This is a genomic window from Lentzea sp. HUAS TT2, assembly GCF_051853195.1.
Taxonomy (GTDB): Bacteria; Actinomycetota; Actinomycetes; order Mycobacteriales; family Pseudonocardiaceae; genus Lentzea.
The window spans coordinates 1,376,905-1,392,362 of record NZ_CP196667.1; the positions used below are offsets into that span (position 1 = coordinate 1,376,905).

Annotated in this window: 15 protein-coding genes; 12 read left to right on the forward strand and 3 right to left on the reverse strand. The window is 69.3% G+C overall.

Annotated elements, in window-relative coordinates; all coding sequences use genetic code 11:
- Window positions 1-173: 173 nt before the first annotated feature.
- A complete protein-coding gene (locus tag ACSHWB_RS06875) occupies window positions 174-1,016 on the forward strand; it encodes a DegV family protein (protein WP_439661232.1) in 843 nt (280 codons plus the stop codon).
- A 12-nt stretch (window positions 1,017-1,028) separates the two neighbouring features.
- Here the strand turns inward: ACSHWB_RS06875 and ACSHWB_RS06880 are convergent, their stop codons facing one another.
- Window positions 1,029-1,667, reverse strand: coding sequence for a TetR/AcrR family transcriptional regulator (locus ACSHWB_RS06880; protein ID WP_439661233.1), 639 nt, complete (start codon window positions 1,665-1,667; stop codon window positions 1,029-1,031).
- A 122-nt stretch (window positions 1,668-1,789) separates the two neighbouring features.
- On the opposite strand from ACSHWB_RS06880, the gene ACSHWB_RS06885 reads away from it, so the two are divergent.
- From ACSHWB_RS06885 to ACSHWB_RS06910, 6 genes are read left to right on the forward strand one after another with little or no spacing between them, the layout of a single operon-like run.
- Complete coding sequence (locus tag ACSHWB_RS06885) at window positions 1,790-2,428, forward strand: SRPBCC family protein (RefSeq protein WP_439661234.1); 639 nt, start codon at window positions 1,790-1,792, stop codon at window positions 2,426-2,428.
- Window positions 2,429-2,481: 53 nt separating this feature from the next.
- Complete coding sequence (locus ACSHWB_RS06890) at window positions 2,482-2,838, forward strand: hypothetical protein (protein ID WP_439661235.1); 357 nt, start codon at window positions 2,482-2,484, stop codon at window positions 2,836-2,838.
- Window positions 2,839-2,848: 10 nt separating this feature from the next.
- Entirely contained in the window at window positions 2,849-3,577 is a 729-nt protein-coding gene (locus tag ACSHWB_RS06895; RefSeq protein ID WP_439661236.1) for a class I SAM-dependent methyltransferase, read from the forward strand.
- On the forward strand, window positions 3,574-5,049 hold the full coding sequence (locus tag ACSHWB_RS06900; protein ID WP_439661237.1) for a 1,4-alpha-glucan branching protein domain-containing protein: 1,476 nt from the start codon (window positions 3,574-3,576) through the stop codon (window positions 5,047-5,049). The genes ACSHWB_RS06895 and ACSHWB_RS06900 overlap by 4 nt, the downstream gene beginning before the upstream one ends.
- A gap of 4 nt (window positions 5,050-5,053) precedes the next feature.
- Window positions 5,054-6,301, forward strand: a complete 1,248-nt coding sequence (locus tag ACSHWB_RS06905; RefSeq protein ID WP_439664538.1) for a glycosyltransferase family 4 protein — start codon at window positions 5,054-5,056, stop codon at window positions 6,299-6,301.
- Between the two features lie 48 nt (window positions 6,302-6,349).
- The gene (locus ACSHWB_RS06910) at window positions 6,350-7,132 is read left to right on the forward strand and encodes an SGNH/GDSL hydrolase family protein (protein ID WP_439661238.1); all 783 of its coding nucleotides are present in this window, start codon (window positions 6,350-6,352) and stop codon (window positions 7,130-7,132) included.
- Window positions 7,133-7,135: 3 nt separating this feature from the next.
- On the opposite strand, the gene ACSHWB_RS06915 is transcribed toward ACSHWB_RS06910, so the two are convergent.
- Complete coding sequence (locus ACSHWB_RS06915) at window positions 7,136-7,888, reverse strand: acyltransferase (RefSeq protein WP_439661239.1); 753 nt, start codon at window positions 7,886-7,888, stop codon at window positions 7,136-7,138.
- A 50-nt stretch (window positions 7,889-7,938) separates the two neighbouring features.
- Here ACSHWB_RS06915 and ACSHWB_RS06920 point away from each other — a divergent pair, with 50 nt between their 5' ends.
- From ACSHWB_RS06920 to ACSHWB_RS06940, 5 genes are all read left to right on the forward strand, one after another.
- Complete coding sequence (locus tag ACSHWB_RS06920) at window positions 7,939-8,241, forward strand: hypothetical protein (RefSeq protein ID WP_319977720.1); 303 nt, start codon at window positions 7,939-7,941, stop codon at window positions 8,239-8,241.
- A 4-nt stretch (window positions 8,242-8,245) separates the two neighbouring features.
- The gene (locus ACSHWB_RS06925) at window positions 8,246-9,100 is read left to right on the forward strand and encodes a nucleoside hydrolase (RefSeq protein ID WP_439661240.1); all 855 of its coding nucleotides are present in this window, start codon (window positions 8,246-8,248) and stop codon (window positions 9,098-9,100) included.
- Window positions 9,101-9,158: 58 nt separating this feature from the next.
- Window positions 9,159-12,416 carry a GH92 family glycosyl hydrolase gene (locus ACSHWB_RS06930; RefSeq protein ID WP_439661241.1) on the forward strand — a complete coding sequence of 1,086 codons (3,258 nt, stop codon included), beginning with the start codon at window positions 9,159-9,161 and terminating at the stop codon, window positions 12,414-12,416.
- A 64-nt stretch (window positions 12,417-12,480) separates the two neighbouring features.
- Complete coding sequence (locus ACSHWB_RS06935) at window positions 12,481-14,310, forward strand: hypothetical protein (protein WP_439661242.1); 1,830 nt, start codon at window positions 12,481-12,483, stop codon at window positions 14,308-14,310.
- A 24-nt stretch (window positions 14,311-14,334) separates the two neighbouring features.
- Entirely contained in the window at window positions 14,335-15,060 is a 726-nt protein-coding gene (locus tag ACSHWB_RS06940) for a nucleotidyltransferase domain-containing protein (RefSeq protein WP_439661243.1), read from the forward strand.
- Here ACSHWB_RS06940 and ACSHWB_RS06945 read toward each other — a convergent pair.
- Window positions 14,996-15,385 carry a DUF4267 domain-containing protein gene (locus ACSHWB_RS06945; protein WP_439661244.1) on the reverse strand — a complete coding sequence of 130 codons (390 nt, stop codon included), beginning with the start codon at window positions 15,383-15,385 and terminating at the stop codon, window positions 14,996-14,998. The two genes, ACSHWB_RS06940 and ACSHWB_RS06945, sit on opposite strands and share 65 nt — an antisense overlap.
- Window positions 15,386-15,458 lie beyond the last annotated feature (73 nt).

Here is a 15,458-nt window from a genome sequence, read left to right on the forward strand (position 1 = left end):
GATCAACACCAAACGGCCGACAGTCACCCGATTGTGTCAAGTGAGCCCCCTTTCCGGCGTGTTCACTCCGTGCGTTCGGCGTGCACGGAAAGCGACCGTCCAGGCGTAGATCACACGAATTGCCTTCCATCGGTCGTGGCTACTTCGATCACCCTTCGTTAACCTTCTCGTTCGTGTCCTCACGAGTAGCCGTCGTCACCGACTCGACCGCGTCACTGCCGGCCCGGCTGGCGGACCGGTTCAACATCATCACGGTCCCGATGCAGCTCAAGATCGGGTCGGAACTGATCGACGAGGCGTACGTGCCGACCGAGCGGCTACTGAAGGCGATGGAGGCGCAGATTCCGATCACCACGCAGCCGCCCGCGCCGGACGCGTTCTTCTGGGCCTACCAGGACGCGTGGGCGAAAGGCGCGGAGACGATCGTCTCCGTGCACGTGACGCCGAAGCTCTCCCCCGCGACGGACGCGGCGAAGCAGGCCGCGGCCAAGTCGCGCGTGCCGGTGTTCATCGTCGACTCGCACTCGTCCGGCATGACGCTGGGATTCGCGGCACTCGCGGCCGCGCGGATCGTGCAGAGCGGCGGCAACGTCCAGAACGCGCGCAGCGTCGCGGAGCAGCGCGGCCGTGACGCCAGCGTGCTGATCTACGTCGACACGTTGCTCTACCTGCGTCAGGCGGGCCGGGTCAGCGCGGCGGCGAAGCTCTTCGGCGACGCGCTCTCGGTGAAGCCGCTGCTCACGGTCGTGAACGGTGAGGTAGAGCCGTTCGACAAGGTGATGGGCCGCGACCGGGCGCTGTCGAAGCTCGCGGACAAGGCCGTGGCACTCGCCTACGGACGCAACGTGGACCTCGCGGTCGAGCACTTCGCGGCCGAGAAGGAGGGCCACGAGCTGCTCCAGATGCTGCAGAAGCGGATCCCGCACGCCCGCGACATCGTGTTGACGCAGGTCAGCGCCGCGATCGGCGCGAACGTGGGACCGGGGGCGCTGGCCGTCACGGTCTCGCCGTTCTGATCGCGGGTCTGCTCACAGGTCCGCGACTTCCTCCGCGAGCAGCAGCCCCGGGTCGAACCCCAAGGGCGTGAGGTGGCCGGCGAGCTCGAGCGAGAGCACACCCTGCAGGCGCGTCCAGAACGACAGCGCGCGATGCACCGTCGGCGACGACGCCGGGAGCGCGCCCGCCCACCCGCGGCTCATGCTCAGCACGACGTCGAACGGGGTCTGCGGCTCCTCGTCCGGCGCGCCGCCGCACACCTCCAGCAGCACCGTGAGGATCTCGTCCGAGATCGCGGTGACGTCGTCGGGCGCGTGGTAGCCGGGCACGGGCGTGCCGTAGATCAGCAGGTACCGGTGCGGGTCGCTCAGCGCCCACTCCCTGATGACCGCCGCCAGCCCCACCGCGGTGATGCCCGCCTGGTGCGCGGCGCGGACGGTGTCGGCGAGGCTGCGGTAGGCATCCCGGATGAGCGCGGTGATGAGCTCGTCACGACCGGCGAAGTACCGGTACAGCGCGGGCCCGCTCATGCCCATCTCCTTGGCGATGGCGTTGAGTGACAACGCTGTCACCCCTGCCGAGGCGATCTGCTCCCACGCGTGCCGCTTGACCTCGTCGCGCACCTGGGCCCGGTAGCGCTCGCGAGGGTTCCGCACCGACTCCGTCGTCATGGTTAGACCCTCTCACATTCGTTATTGACAGTCACGCTCGCTTCAGTTTAGCTTCTGCATGTCACAACAGTTAGAGACTATAACGCCAGTGACAGCCACTAGCGAACCTAAGGGGAAGTTCCATGACCCGCACGCGCACCGCCCTGACCGCCCTCTCCCTCAGCGCCGGGCTGCTCGCGGTCGCCGCCTGCCAGAGCACGCCGTCCAGCTCTCCCGCCCCGAGCAGCAGCGCCGCCCCGACGGGTGCGGTGACCTGCGAGGGCCAGGGCATCAACACCGCAGCCCAACTGCACCACCGCACCGAGACCCGCATCAACGCGCCGCTGAGCACGGTCTGGAAGGTGCAGACCGAGGTGGAGGGCTGGCCGGCCTGGCAGAAGGCCGTCACCACCGCGAAGAGGCTCGACCAGGGCGAGCTGAAAGCGGGTTCGAGGTTCGAGTGGACGACGCCGGCGCCCGCGACGCCGTCCACGCCCGCCACCACGCTGAACATCACCTCGACCGTCCTCGGGGTCAGGGCCGGCGAGTGCGTGCGCTGGAGCGGCCCCGCGGTCGGTCAGGGCCTGGGCATCGACGAGGGCGTGCACGTCTGGACCTTCACCGAGGTCGACGGCGGCGTCCTGGTCCGCACCGAGGAGAGCTGGACCGGCGCCCAGCTGGAGGCCGACCCGGCGACCGCCATCAAGGTCCTCGCCCCCGGCCTCGACTTCTGGCTGGCCGACCTCAAGGCCGCCGCCGAAGCCCGTCCCGCCCAGAACTGACCCTCAGGACCGACGCCCGAGACCGCACAAGAAATCCCTGGAAGGAGACGACCATGTCCACCACCCCTGCCCCCGCCCCGACCTCCGTCCACCCGTCGAAGTCCGTCCTCGTCGCGGCCTGGGCCGCGCCCGTCATGGTGATCGGCGAGTTCGGCCTGCTCTCCGGGATCCCGATCGCCGTCGTGCTCGTCGCGAGCCTGCGCAAAGGACGTTCGAAGGCGCTGCGCTGGTGGTCAGGAGCCCTCACACTGGCCTACGCCGTCCCGTTGACGATGTGGCTGACGGGACCGAGCGAGGCGCCGAGCCTGTCCAAGTACATGGACACCACGACGACGGCGGCACTCGCCGCGGCAGGCGTCGCGACCGCCATCGCGCACCAGGTAGTTCGCAGGCGGTCTACTCACAAGTAACCTGGCGGGCGTGACCCTCCCCCTGACCGGCGAACGCACGGTGCCCGGTATCGCGGAAGAGAACTACTGGTTCCGGCGGCACGAGGCGGCGTATCTGCACCTCATCGGCCACTGCGCGGACGCCGTCGTGCTGGAGGCTGGCTGCGGCGAGGGCTACGGCGCGCAGCTGATCCGCACGGTCGCGCGCCGGGTGATCGCCCTCGACTACGACGAGCTGACCTCGCAGCACGTGTCGCGGGCCTACCCGCAGCTCGACGTGCTGCGCGGCAACCTGGCGGCGCTGCCGTTGCGCGACGAGAGCGTCGACGTCGTGGCGAACCTGCAGGTCATCGAGCACCTGTGGGACCAGGAGGGGTTCCTGGCGGAGTGCCGGCGGGTGTTGCGTCCCGGCGGCAGGCTCATCGTGACGACGCCGAACAGGCTGACGTTCTCGCCGGGCCAGGACACGCCGCTGAACCCGTTCCACACCAGGGAACTCGCACCGTCCGAACTGGACGAGATGCTGCGCGACGCAGGTTTCCGCGTTGACGAACTGACGGGGCTGCGTCACGGACCGAGGCTTGACACGCTCCTGAACGGACAGATCATCAACGCACAGGTCGAAGTCGCCCTGTCCGGTGCGCCGTGGCCGGCGGAGCTCAAGGAGGCTGTGGAGTCGGTGACGGTGCGGGACTTCGACATCACCCCCGACGACATGGACGGCTGCCTCGACCTGGTGGCCGTGGCGGTGCGCGCGTGACGTCGAGCAACACGCCCAGGGCCTCGGAAGGCACGTTCTGCCTCGTCCTGCACAGCCATCTGCCGTGGCTCGCGCACCACGGTGCGTGGCCGGTCGGCGAGGAGTGGCTCTACCAGGCGTGGGCGCACTCGTACCTGCCCATCGTGGACATGCTGCGCCGGTTCGCCGACGAGGGCCGTTCCGACGTCCTGACGCTCGGCGTCACCCCGGTCCTGGCCTCACAGCTGGACGACCCGTACTGCTTGCGCGGCATGCACGACTGGCTCGGCAACTGGCACCTGCGCTCGCACTTCGCCGGGGAACGGCTGCGGGAGCTGTCCGCGTACGAGCACCGCGCGTCGTCCTGGGCGTTGGACAGGTTCGAAAGCCAGTGGCGGCACGGGTTCTCGCCGGTGCTGAGGTCCCTTGTGGACTCCTCGACGATCGAGCTGCTCGGCGGACCTGCCACGCATCCGTTCCAGCCGTTGCTGGATCCGCGGGTGCGGGCCTTCGCGCTGCGGACCGGTCTGGACGACACCGCGTTGCGCATCGGCCGTGCGCCAGAGGGGATCTGGGCGCCGGAGTGCGGTTACTCGCCCGGCATGGAGGCGGGATACGCGGCGGCGGGCGTGCGGCGGTTCATGGTCGACGGGCCCGCGCTGCACGGCGACACCTCGGCCGCGCACCCCGTCGGCTCGTCGGACGTGCTGGCGTTCGGGCGTGATTTGGAGGTCTCGTACCGCGTCTGGTCGCCGAAGGTCGGCTATCCGGGCGACGCCGCGTACCGGGATTTTCACACCTACGACCACCCGACGGGCCTCAAGCCGTCGCGCGTGACCGGCAAGAACGTGGCGCCGGAGGACAAGCGGCCGTACGACCCTCTGCTGGCGCGCGAGGCTCTCGACCGGCATGTGGCCGACTTCGTGGAGACGGTCGTGCGGCGGTTGCGCGCGATCGACGGCGGACTCGTCGTGGCGGCCTACGACACCGAGCTGTACGGGCACTGGTGGCACGAAGGTCCGTTGTGGCTGGAAGCCGTGCTGCGCGCGTTACCCGAAGCGGGCGTGCGCGTGACGACGTTGCGAGGGGCGATCGAGGCCGGGCACGTGGGTGCGCCGGTCGAGCTGCCGGCGTCGTCGTGGGGCAGCGGCAAGGACTGGCGCGTGTGGGACGGCGCGCAGGTGTCGGACATCGTGTCGTTGAACGAGTCGGTGCAGAAAGAGCTGCTGGGCCTCGACTTCTCCACCAGCGTGCGGAACCCGGTGCTGGACCAGGCGGTGCGCGAGGCGTTGCTGGCGTTGTCGAGCGACTGGGCGTTCATGGTCACCAAGGACTCGGCCGCCGACTACGCCCGTTACCGCGCGAAGATTCACAGCGATCGTTTCAGCGAGCTCGCGGCGTTGGCGCGAAGCGGTCGTGGACATGCGAGAGCAACGGAGCTCCGCGCGGCAGACGGCCCGTTCGGGCACCTGGACGCGCGAGGAATGGGGTAGCGGGATGCGCGTGCTGATGTTGTCGTGGGAGTACCCGCCGGTGGTCGTCGGCGGGCTGGGCAGGCACGTCCACGCGCTCGCGACACAGCTGGCCGCGCAGGGGCACGACGTCGTCGTGCTGTGCCGCCAGCCTTCCGGCACCGACGCGATCACGCATCCGACCGTGGACGTGGTGAGCGAGGGCGTGCGGCTGGTCCGCGTCGCCGAGGACCCCGCGCACTTCGTGTTCGAGAAGGACCTGCTGGCGTGGACGCTCGCGATGGGCCACGCGATGACGCGCGCCGGGCTGGCGCTCGACTCGTGGCGGCCCGACGTCGTGCACGCGCACGACTGGTTGGTCGCGCATCCGGCCGTGGCACTGGCTGAGGCCTTTGGCGTGCCGTTGGTCGCCACGATCCACGCGACCGAGGCCGGCAGGCACTCGGGCTGGCTGTCGCACCCGCTGAACCAGCAGGTGCACTCCGTGGAGTGGTGGCTGGCGAACCGCGCCGACTCGCTGATCACCTGTTCGGCGGCGATGCGCGGCGAGGTCGGGCATCTGTTCGAAGTGGACACCACCGACGTCTCCGTGCTGCACAACGGCATCGAGCCGGGCGGCTGGAAGGTGCGCGCGAAGGACGTCGGCGCCGCTCGCCGCACGTACTCGCCGCACGGTGATCCGCTGCTGCTGTTCTTCGGCCGGATCGAGTGGGAGAAGGGCATCCAGGACCTGATCGCCGCACTCCCCCGGATCCGCCGCTTCCACCGGGGCACGCGCGTCGTCGTGGCCGGTGGCGGTTCGCAGACCGAGTGGCTGCAGGACCAGGCGCGCAAACACCGCGTGCTGCGGGCCGTGGACTTCGTCGGCCATCTGTCCGACAGGTCCTTGGCGGCGTTGCTCACCGCGGCCGACGCCGTGGTGCTGCCGTCCCGCTACGAGCCTTTCGGCATCGTGGCCCTGGAAGCAGCGGCCGCCGGAACACCGCTGGTCGCCTCCACCGCCGGCGGGCTCGGCGAGGTCGTGCTGGACGGGGTGACCGGGCTGTCGTTCGCCCCCGGTGACGTGGACGGACTCACCCGCGCCGTGCGTGACGTGCTGTCCGATCCCACCTCTGCCGCTGCTCGTGCCCGCGCCGCGAAGGCCCGGCTGGTCTCCGACTTCAACTGGGCCACGATCGCCACCGACACGGCATCTGTTTACGCGGCAGCGGTTGTGCGCGAACCACGCGTCCTGGGCCGCCCCAAGATCGCTACCGGAAATCTGTTCACCTAGATCCGCTACAGTCGCCGGTCCCGTTAACAAAAGGTGACCGAGGACTGAATGAAATACCAACGCTTCGTGGCTCTCGGGGACAGCTGCACCGAGGGCCTGGACGACCTGCTTCCCGACGGCCGGTACCGGGGCTGGGCGGACCGGGTCGCGTCCGCCCTGGACGCGCCCGGCTTCCGCTACGCCAATCTCGGCGTGCGCGGCCGCCGCCTCGACCAGATGCTGGTGGAGCAGGTCCCGTCCGCGGCGGCGTTGGAACCCGACCTCGTGGTGCTCTTCGGCGGCGGCAACGACGTGATGTCCAACGCGACCCTGGACCAGATCGCCGAGCGGGCGGACGCGATGGTGCGCGCCGTGACGTCGTTCGACTCCTCCCCGACCGTCGCCGTCTTCACGTTGAGCGACATCTCGCACCGCATGCCGTTCGGCCGGCGCATGCGTCCGCGCATCGAGACCCTGAACGCCGCCATGCGCGCCGCCGCGTCCCGCTACGGCGCGGTGCTGGTCGACGTCGAGGCCGACGAGTGCGTGCACGACTCGCGCTACTTCGGGCCGGACCGCCTGCACCTCTCCTCGTTGGGGCACAGGCGGTTGGCGGGGCACGTGCTGTCTGCGCTGGGGGTTGGTTTCGACCCGTCCTGGCTGACGCCGCTGGAGGGGGTGGCCGCCGGCGCTTCGCTTCTCGACCACTGGCGGTGGCTGCGCGACCAGGTGCTGCCGGTCGCCTACACGCGGACGCGGAACAAGCTGATCGGCCGGCAGCCGGGTGACGGGTTCACCCCGAAGCGGCCGCAGCTCGCGCCGCTGTCCTGGCAGCGGCACGTCGCTCGCTGACCGTCAGGCCGACGCGTCCTCCGCCCGCTTGGCCAAGGCGTCCTTGGCCTTGCGGGCCATGTCCGCGATGTCCGCCCGCCGCTGCGCGTCAGCCTCGTAGTCGGCCCGCCGATCCCGCACGACCCGAGCCGGCATCCCGACCGCGATCTTGAAGTCCGGCACGTCCCCGCGCACCACGGCGTGCGCGCCGAGCACGCACCCGCGCCCGACCCGAGTGCCGCGCAGCACGGTCACCTTGGCCCCGAGCCAGCAGTCCGGCCCGATGCGGACCGGCGACTTCACGATGCCCTGGTCCTTGATCGGCAGCATGATGTCCTCGACCTTGTGGTCGAAGTCGCAGATGTAGACCCAGTCCGCGACCAGCGAGGACGCGCCGATCTCGATGTCGAGGTAGCAGTTGACCGTGTTGTCCTTGCCGAACACGACCTTGTCGCCGATGCGCAGCGACCCCTCGTGGCACCGGATGGCGTTGCCGTCGCCGATGTGGACCCAGCGGCCGATCTCCAGGCGGCCGAAGCCGGGGCGGGCCATGACCTCGACGCGCTTGCCGAAGAAGACCATGCCGCGCAGCACCACGTGCGGGTTGAGCAGGCGGAACTTCAGCAGCCGGTAGTACCGCACGATGTACCACGGGGTGTAGGCGCGGTGGCGCAGGATCCAGCGCAGGGAGGCCATCGTGAGGAACCGCGCCTGCATCGGGTCACGGCGCGACCTGCGCCAGCGAGTCCAGACAGGTGCGCCCCACATGCTCGTCATGGACGAAGACTCTAACTTCGGGCGGCCGGCGCGCTGGACATGGTTCTAAAGTGGCCTCGACGAACGCGAGGTGCGACATGTGGGCGGTCATCGGCGTCTGGGACATCAGCCCCGAGGCGATCGACGCGTTGCGGGCGCAGGTGCCGCTGATGGCGTCGAGCAAGGTCGGGTTGCCCGGGTTCGTGCACGGCACGTGGACGCTCGACGGGCACATGATCCAGGTGTACGACAACGAGGCGGACGCGCGCCGGTACCACCAGGACATGCTCGACCAGGGTGCCACCGAACCGCCTGGTGTGCGCTGTGTCGTGTGGGACGTGTCCGAGGTGGGCGCCGAGTCTCAGGCACCCTAGGGACATGGCTACTCCTCTCATCATCGACACCGACCCCGGCGTCGACGACGCGTTCGCGATCGCGCTCGCGGCACGCAGTCCCGAGGTCGACCTCGAAGGCCTGACCACGGTGTTCGGCAACGTCGGGCTCGAGCACACCACCCGCAACGCCCTGCGCCTGCTCGCCCACCTCGGTCGCACCGACGTGCCCGTGGTCAAGGGGTTCGAGGGACCGGGCGGAGCGGCGGACGTGCACGGCGAGGACGGGCTCGGCGGGCAGGCGCTCACGTTGCCGGAGAACCCCAAAGGGCTCTACGGCGACGACATCGTCCGGTTCTTCGCGGACAACCTCACGCCGGACACCGTGGTCGCGGCGATCGGGCCGCTCACGAACATCGCCCACGCGCTCGACGCCGGCATCGAGTTCCCGCGGCTGATCGTCATGGGTGGCGGGCTCGGTCTGGGCAACATGACGGCGCGGGCCGAGTTCAACTTCTGGGCCGACGCCGAAGCTGCGCAGACCGTCATCCGCAGGGGCAACCCGATCATCGTGCCGCTCAACCTGACGCAGCGGTGCATCGCGGACACCGAGTTCCTCGCGAACGTCGACCCCGTGCTGAGCAACCTCACCGGCACCTACCGGGCCTACCTCGCGAGCCACTCCGAGCAGAACATGTCCGGGCGCGAGGAGGGCATCCTGATCCACGACGCCGTCGCCGTGGCGGAGGCGATCGTGCCCGGCACGCTGCGGTTGAAGACGCACGGCCTCGACATCGACGACGAGGGTGCGCTCGTCGAGGGAAAGCACCAGGTAGAGGTCGCGGAGGACTGCGATTGGCCCGCTTTGAGGGCCTTCATGGAGCAGCGCTTGTCCGTTTGACGACAACTTCACGTCGCTGTCTGGGGTTGGGCGGGCACGGAAAGTAGGGTCCGCGACCATGCAGCGAAGAGTCCTCACGACAGCTGCGGTAGTGGTGGCCATGACGTTCGGAGTGGTCCCTGCCTCCGCTCAGCCCCAGATTCAGGTGGTGCCGGATCCGGCGGCACACGTGAACCCGTTCATCGGCACGACCAACCTCGGGAACACCTTTCCCGGCGCGGTCGTGCCGTTCGGCATGTTCTCCTTCAGCCCGGAAGCCAGTCGCGGCAACACCCTGCGCGCCGCGGCCCCCGGCGGTTACCGGTACGACGCCACGAAGATCCGCGGCTTCAGCCTCACCCACATGTCGGGGACGGGCTGCGCGGGCGGAAGTGGTGACATCCCGATCTTCCCGCACGTCGGAGCCGTCACCACGTCGCCGACCACGGACGCGACCGACGCGGTCTACGCCAGCGAGTTCGCGCACGCCGACGAGGTGGCCAGGCCCGGCCGCTACGACGTGACGCTCAAGTCCGGCGCCAAGGCCGAGCTGTCCGCCACCGAACGCACCGGTGCCGCGCGGTTCAGCTTCCCCGCCGACAAGCCCGCGACGGTGCTGATCAACACGTCCAAGTCGCAGGTCGGTTCGTCGGACGCGCAGACGGTGATCGACAAGGACAAGCGGACCATCACCGGCTCCGTGACGTCGGGCAACTTCTGCGGCTACATCAACCAGATCGGCCGCCGCAGCTACTACACGCTGCACTTCGTGGCGGAGTTCGACCAGGAGTTCACCGAGGTCGGCACGTACCAGGACAACGTTGTCACAGCCGGGAGCACGTCCTCGAAGGGCGGCACGACGTACGGGACGAACGGCTGGCCGGTGCTGGGCAAGGGGTCCGGTGCCTACCTCGGCTTCGCGCCGGGCAGCCAGGTCGGCGTCAAGGTCGGCATCTCCTACGTGAGCCTGGACAACGCCAAGCAGAACCTCAAGACCGAGAACAAGGGTCAGTCCATCGAGGACATGAGGGACAACGCGTACATCGCGTGGCAGAAGCAGCTCAAGCGCATCGAGGTCGGCGGCGGCTCCGATGACGAGCGGACGAAGTTCTACACCGCGCTGTACCACTCCCTGTTGCACCCCAACCTGTTCAGCGACGTCAACGGCGAGTACGCCGGGTTCGACGGCAAGACCCACAAGATCGACAAACGCCGGCAGAAGGCCCAGTACGGCACGTTCTCCGGCTGGGACATCTACCGCTCGCAGCTGCAGCTGCTCACCCTGCTCGAACCGCAGATCGGTTCGGACATCGCGCAGTCGCTGCTCAACCAGTCCGAGCAGAACAACGGCGTGTGGGACCGCTGGACGCACAACGGCGGCGGCACGCACGTCATGAACGGCGATCCCGCGCCGATCGCGCTGGCGGCCATCTCGGCGTTCGGCGGCGACGGGTACGACGTCAAGGCGTCGCTGAAGTCGTTGGTGAAGGCCGCGACCGTGCCCACGGCGCTGGACCTGAGCAAGGACGGCTGGGCCGTCATGTCGGTCGGACAGCGGCCGTCGCTCGACAAGTACCTGCAGAACAAGTACATGCCGTCCATCTCGAACGCCTGGGGAGGCGCGGCGGAGACCCTGGAGATCTCCGCGGCCGACTTCGCGATCAGCCAGCTGGCCGAGCGCACTGGCGACAAGAAGACCGCGAAGACGTTCGCCGAACGCGCGCAGTGGTGGCAGAACAACTTCGACCCGGTCGCGGACAAGACCGGCGGTTACATCCGCAACCGCAACGCCGACGGCACGTGGGTCAAGGACTTCACGCCGGACACCGGCAACGGGTTCGTGGAGGGCAGCAGCGCCCAGTACACGTGGATGGTCACGCACAACGTCGCCGGCCTCGTCGACTCGCTGGGCGGCCGTGAGCGCGCCAACAAGCGGCTGGACGACTTCTTCCACAACGCCGACGGCAGCTGGGCCCTGACCGGGCGCGGTGGCGCGAAGTCCGAACTGGACAACGAGCCGTCGGTGAACGTGCCGTGGCTCTACAACTACACCGGCCAGCCCGCCAAGGCGCAGGAGACGTTGCGCGAGACGATCGGCACGCTCTGGAAGAACGCGCCCGGCGGCATCCCCGGCAACGACGACCTCGGCGCCATGTCGTCGTGGTTCGTGTTCACCTCGATGGGCGTCTACCCGCAGGTGCCGTCGCGCGCCGAGCTGGTGCTGAGCGCCCCGCTGTTCACGTCGGTGAAGATCAACCGCGGTGGCGGCAAGGACATCACGATCAACGCCCCCGCCGCCAACCACGCCACGAAGTACGTGCAGTCGCTGAAGGTCAACGGCAAGGCGACCTCGAAGACCTGGCTGCCGGAGTCCTTCGTGGAACGCGGCGGCAAGCTGGACTTCGTGCTGGGCAAGGCTCCTTCCGCCTGGGGCACGGGTGCGGCCGACGCCCCGCCGTCGTTCCGCGACGGCGAGAAGCCGATCGAGCACGACCAGCCGTACTTCCTGACCGTCGAACCGCGGCAGCTCGTGCTGGAGCCCGGCAAGTCCGTCACGGCGAAGGTCGACGCGGTCAAGCTCTACGACGGCGACCCGAAGGCGACCTACACGATCACCGGACCGGAGGCGCTGAAGTTCACGCCCACCACCGGTGCCGTGCCTTCCGAGTTCACGGTCACGGCCGATGCCGCTGCGGCACAAGGCTTCTACGACGTCACCGTGACGGTGAACGTCGAGGGCGCGGCCAAACCGGTCGTGCTGCCGCAGACGATCAAGGTCGCGCCGGCGGGCAGCATGCTCGCCGCCGTGAACAACGTGGGCGCCTCCGCGGACGCCGACGGCGAGGGCGACTTCGACGGCGGCGGTTACAGCTACTCGCGGGAAGCGCTCGCCACGGCGGGCCTTCCGCCGGGTGGCACCGGGACCGTCGACGGCCTCACGTTCACCTGGCCGTCGTCGCCTCCCGGCCGTCCCGACAACGCGACCGCGGCGAAGCAAACGCTTGCCCTGTCCGGGACCAAGCTCGCCTTCGTGGGTTCCGCGGCCAACGGTGCCAGGACCAAGCCCGCGGTGGTGACGTTCACGGACGGCACCACGGGGTCGGTCGACATCGGCTTCAGCGACTGGACGCTGGGCGGCGGCGGGGCGACCCCGAGCTTCGGCAACGTGATCATCGCGAACACGCCGTACCGCAACACTCTCGGCGGCGGCAACGAGAAGGTCGCCACGCACATCTTCGCGACGAAGACGTACGTGGCTCCGGAGGGCAAGACGCTGGCGAGCGTCGTGCTGCCGGATGACGTCAACATGCACGTCTTCGCGGTGGCACTGGGTTAGTCCATCCCGGTGGGGCGGCTCGGTTCGCCGACCGGGCCGCCCCTGCCGAGCGGATGATCCAGAAGTGACCGACATCGAGCAGCGGCTCATCGAGGCGGCCCGCCACGGCGAGAGGCTGACGTGCACCGAGCCGGACAACGTCGTGCGCGCCGGTCTGATCAGGGAACTGCTGCTCGGGCAACACGGCACGCTCGACCCCGGCGGGGTGAGGCTGCACGGCGCGCGCGTCGAGGGGGTTCTCGACCTCACCCGCGTGAAAGCCTCAGCCGGCCTCACCTTCAGCCACTGCACGATCGACGAGCCGATCCTGGCCCTCTACGCGAGCCTGCCGGACCTGATCTTCAACGGTGGCCGCTGCGCGGGAGTCCACGCGGACAGCCTCCAGGTCGAGGTGCTGTTCCTGCGGCACGGCGTCCAGGTCGGCGCGGACAGCCCGCTCGGCGCGATCAGGCTCGTCGGTGCCCACGTCGGAGGGGACCTCGACCTCGTCGGCGCGGAGATCACCAACACCGCCGGGGCCGCGATCGAGGCCGGCGGGATCGAGGTCGAGGGCCTCGTCTCCTTCGCAGGCGGAGTCAGGCTCCGCGGACACGGCCGCCGCGGTGCCGTCAACTTCGCCAGCGCCCACATCAAATCGGACCTCGACATGGCCGAGACCGAGATCGCCAACAGCACGGGCCCGGCGGTGATCCTCGACAGCGCCAAGATCGGCGGCAGCCTCCTTCTGCGGTACGGCAACCGGATCAGCGGGCACGGTGCGGGACTGGACGTCCGAGGTGCTCACGTCTCAGGACAGCTGGGTCTGGGAGACACGCAGATCACCAGCACTGGCGAGATCGCACTGAGCGCGAACAGCATCAAGGTCGACGGAAGCTTCCTGCTGAGGAACAAGGTCCAGCTCACCGGGCACGACGAGGCAGGTGCGCTCAACCTGCTCGGCGGCCGCATCGGAGGCGTTGTCTCGCTGGCCGACACCACGGTCACCAACGCCATCGGCCCCGCGATCACCGCCGACCGCGTCCGCGTGGGCGGGGCCTTCACCCTGACCGGCCAGACCAGGCTCTCCGCCGGTCGCGACGCCTCCGCGTGCAGGCTGATCGGTGCCCGCGTCGACGACAGGTTCGGCTGCGCGGAGACGGTCCGCCTGGAGGTGGAGTCGGGATCCGCGTTGGACCTCAGGGACACGACGGTGGGCGTCACGGTGGCGTTGCCGCATTCCGATCTGTGTCCCGACCGGCGACGCGGCACGACCTGCGAGCACAACAAAGTCGTGCGTCTCGAACACTTCAGCTACGCCTCGCTCGCTTCGAGCTGGGACTGGGAGGAGTGGCTGCACGTCATCCGTTGCCACACCCCCGCCTACCACGCTTCGGCCTACCAGAAACTGGCCGCGGTCGAACGGGCTGCCGGCCATGACGGCACGGTTCGCCGGATCCTCATGGCGCAGCAGACCGATCTGCGCCGCCGCAGCCCGCAGTCCCTGGGCGGGCCGATGACGCGGTGGTTCCACTGGCTGTGGGGAGTGCTGGCCGGGTACGGCTACCGGGCCCGGCGCACCGCCGCCGCGCTGCTGCTGGTCCTCGTCGTCGCCGGGGCGATCGGCTGGTGGGCGGGCCAGATCCCCACCCGGCCCGGCCATCTCGTCGCCGAACGGGTGACGACCGCGCCGGTCGGGGCCGGGACTCCCTGTTCCACGGTGGAGTTGGTCGGGCTCGGGCTGGATCGCGGGTTGCCGTTGGCCATGACCGGCATGCGGGCGCGGTGCGATCTGGACACGGCCTCGAAGAAGGGGCAGGCGTTCACGGCGGCCATCTGGCTGGTGCAGCTCGCCGTGTGGGGGTTGGCGACGCTGGCGCTGGCCGGGTACACGAACCTGGTGCGCAAGCCAGGCTGAAGTGGCGGCCAATAGGGTTGTGGAGTGTTCACGGTTTCTGAGCGCGATCAGTTGCGCCGCGACCTCGTCAACGCCGCCGACGTCGACCCGCGGGTGGTCGGTGCCGCGCTGACCGGGTCGGCCGCGGTGGGCCGGGAAGATCGCTGGTCCGACATCGACTTCGCCCTGTCCGTCGATCGCGAGCTGGACGCGGTGGTCGTCGACTGGACGGCGTTGATGTACGCGTGCGGCGCCGTCAGCCACCTCGACGTCCGGCGCGGCACGGTGTTGTTCCGGGTGTTCCTGATGCGGTCCACGTTGCAGGTGGACGTGGCGTTCTGGCCGTCGGACGAGTTCGGGGCCACCGGGCCGACGTTCAAGCTGTTGTTCGGCGAGGTGAACTCGCTGCCGCAGTCCGGGCAGCCCGACCGGGACGAGCTCGTCGGGCTGGCCTGGTTGTACGCGCTGCACGCGCGGTCGTCCATCGCGCGCGGGCGGGGGTGGCAGGCCGTCTACATGATCAACGGGATGCGCGACCACGTCATGTCGTTGTGGTGCCTGCGCGAGGGCGTGAACGCGGTGCAGGGGCGGGGACTGGACGACCTGCCGGACGCCGGGGCGTTCACCGGGACGCTCGTGTTGTCCACGCATCCCGACGAGCTGGCGCGGGCGTTCCACGTGCTGACCGGGCTGTTGCTCGGGGAGATCACTGAGCCGGAACTGCGTGAGGCCGTTCGGGCGCTGTCTCCCGCAGCAGCAAACCAGCCGTGAGCAGCACCAGCACGGCCGCCGAGCCGTGCACCATGAGCGCGTAGCCCACTGTGCCGCCGTGCGTGATCACGGCGATGCAGTCGCCGATCGGGATGATCGAGTCCGCGAGGACCACCCAGCCCAGGGCCCGGCGCTGGCCCATCAGCAGCAGGATCAGGGCAGTCAGGGCGTAGGCGATGTCGCGGACGCCCTTCACCACGTAGTAGCCCGCAGGGTCGACGATGCCGAAACCCGATGCCGCGCCGTCGCCGTTGAGCAGGTAGCTCAGGCCGAAGTAGAAGCCTGCGAGCACGACGAGCCACCCCATGATCGTGGTCAGACGCATTGAATCCTCCGTGAGATCTAGCAGTGCTAGCGACAGGAGCGACGCTAACATTGCGAGCGCTCGAATGTCTAGC

Bases quoted from the DNA above. Each gene is read 5' to 3' on its own strand.
- ACSHWB_RS06925 (WP_439661240.1), top strand. From the start codon at position 8,246: ATGGCTACTCCTCTCATCATCGACACCGACCCCGGCGTCGACGACGCG.
- ACSHWB_RS06890 (WP_439661235.1), top strand. From the start codon at position 2,482: ATGTCCACCACCCCTGCCCCCGCCCCGACCTCCGTCCACCCGTCGAAG.
- ACSHWB_RS06945 (WP_439661244.1), bottom strand. From the start codon at position 15,385: ATGCGTCTGACCACGATCATGGGGTGGCTCGTCGTGCTCGCAGGCTTC.
- ACSHWB_RS06915 (WP_439661239.1), bottom strand. From the start codon at position 7,888: ATGACGAGCATGTGGGGCGCACCTGTCTGGACTCGCTGGCGCAGGTCG.
- ACSHWB_RS06905 (WP_439664538.1), top strand. From the start codon at position 5,054: ATGCGCGTGCTGATGTTGTCGTGGGAGTACCCGCCGGTGGTCGTCGGC.
- ACSHWB_RS06880 (WP_439661233.1), bottom strand. From the start codon at position 1,667: ATGACGACGGAGTCGGTGCGGAACCCTCGCGAGCGCTACCGGGCCCAG.
- ACSHWB_RS06910 (WP_439661238.1), top strand. From the start codon at position 6,350: ATGAAATACCAACGCTTCGTGGCTCTCGGGGACAGCTGCACCGAGGGC.
- ACSHWB_RS06930 (WP_439661241.1), top strand. From the start codon at position 9,159: ATGCAGCGAAGAGTCCTCACGACAGCTGCGGTAGTGGTGGCCATGACG.
- ACSHWB_RS06885 (WP_439661234.1), top strand. From the start codon at position 1,790: ATGACCCGCACGCGCACCGCCCTGACCGCCCTCTCCCTCAGCGCCGGG.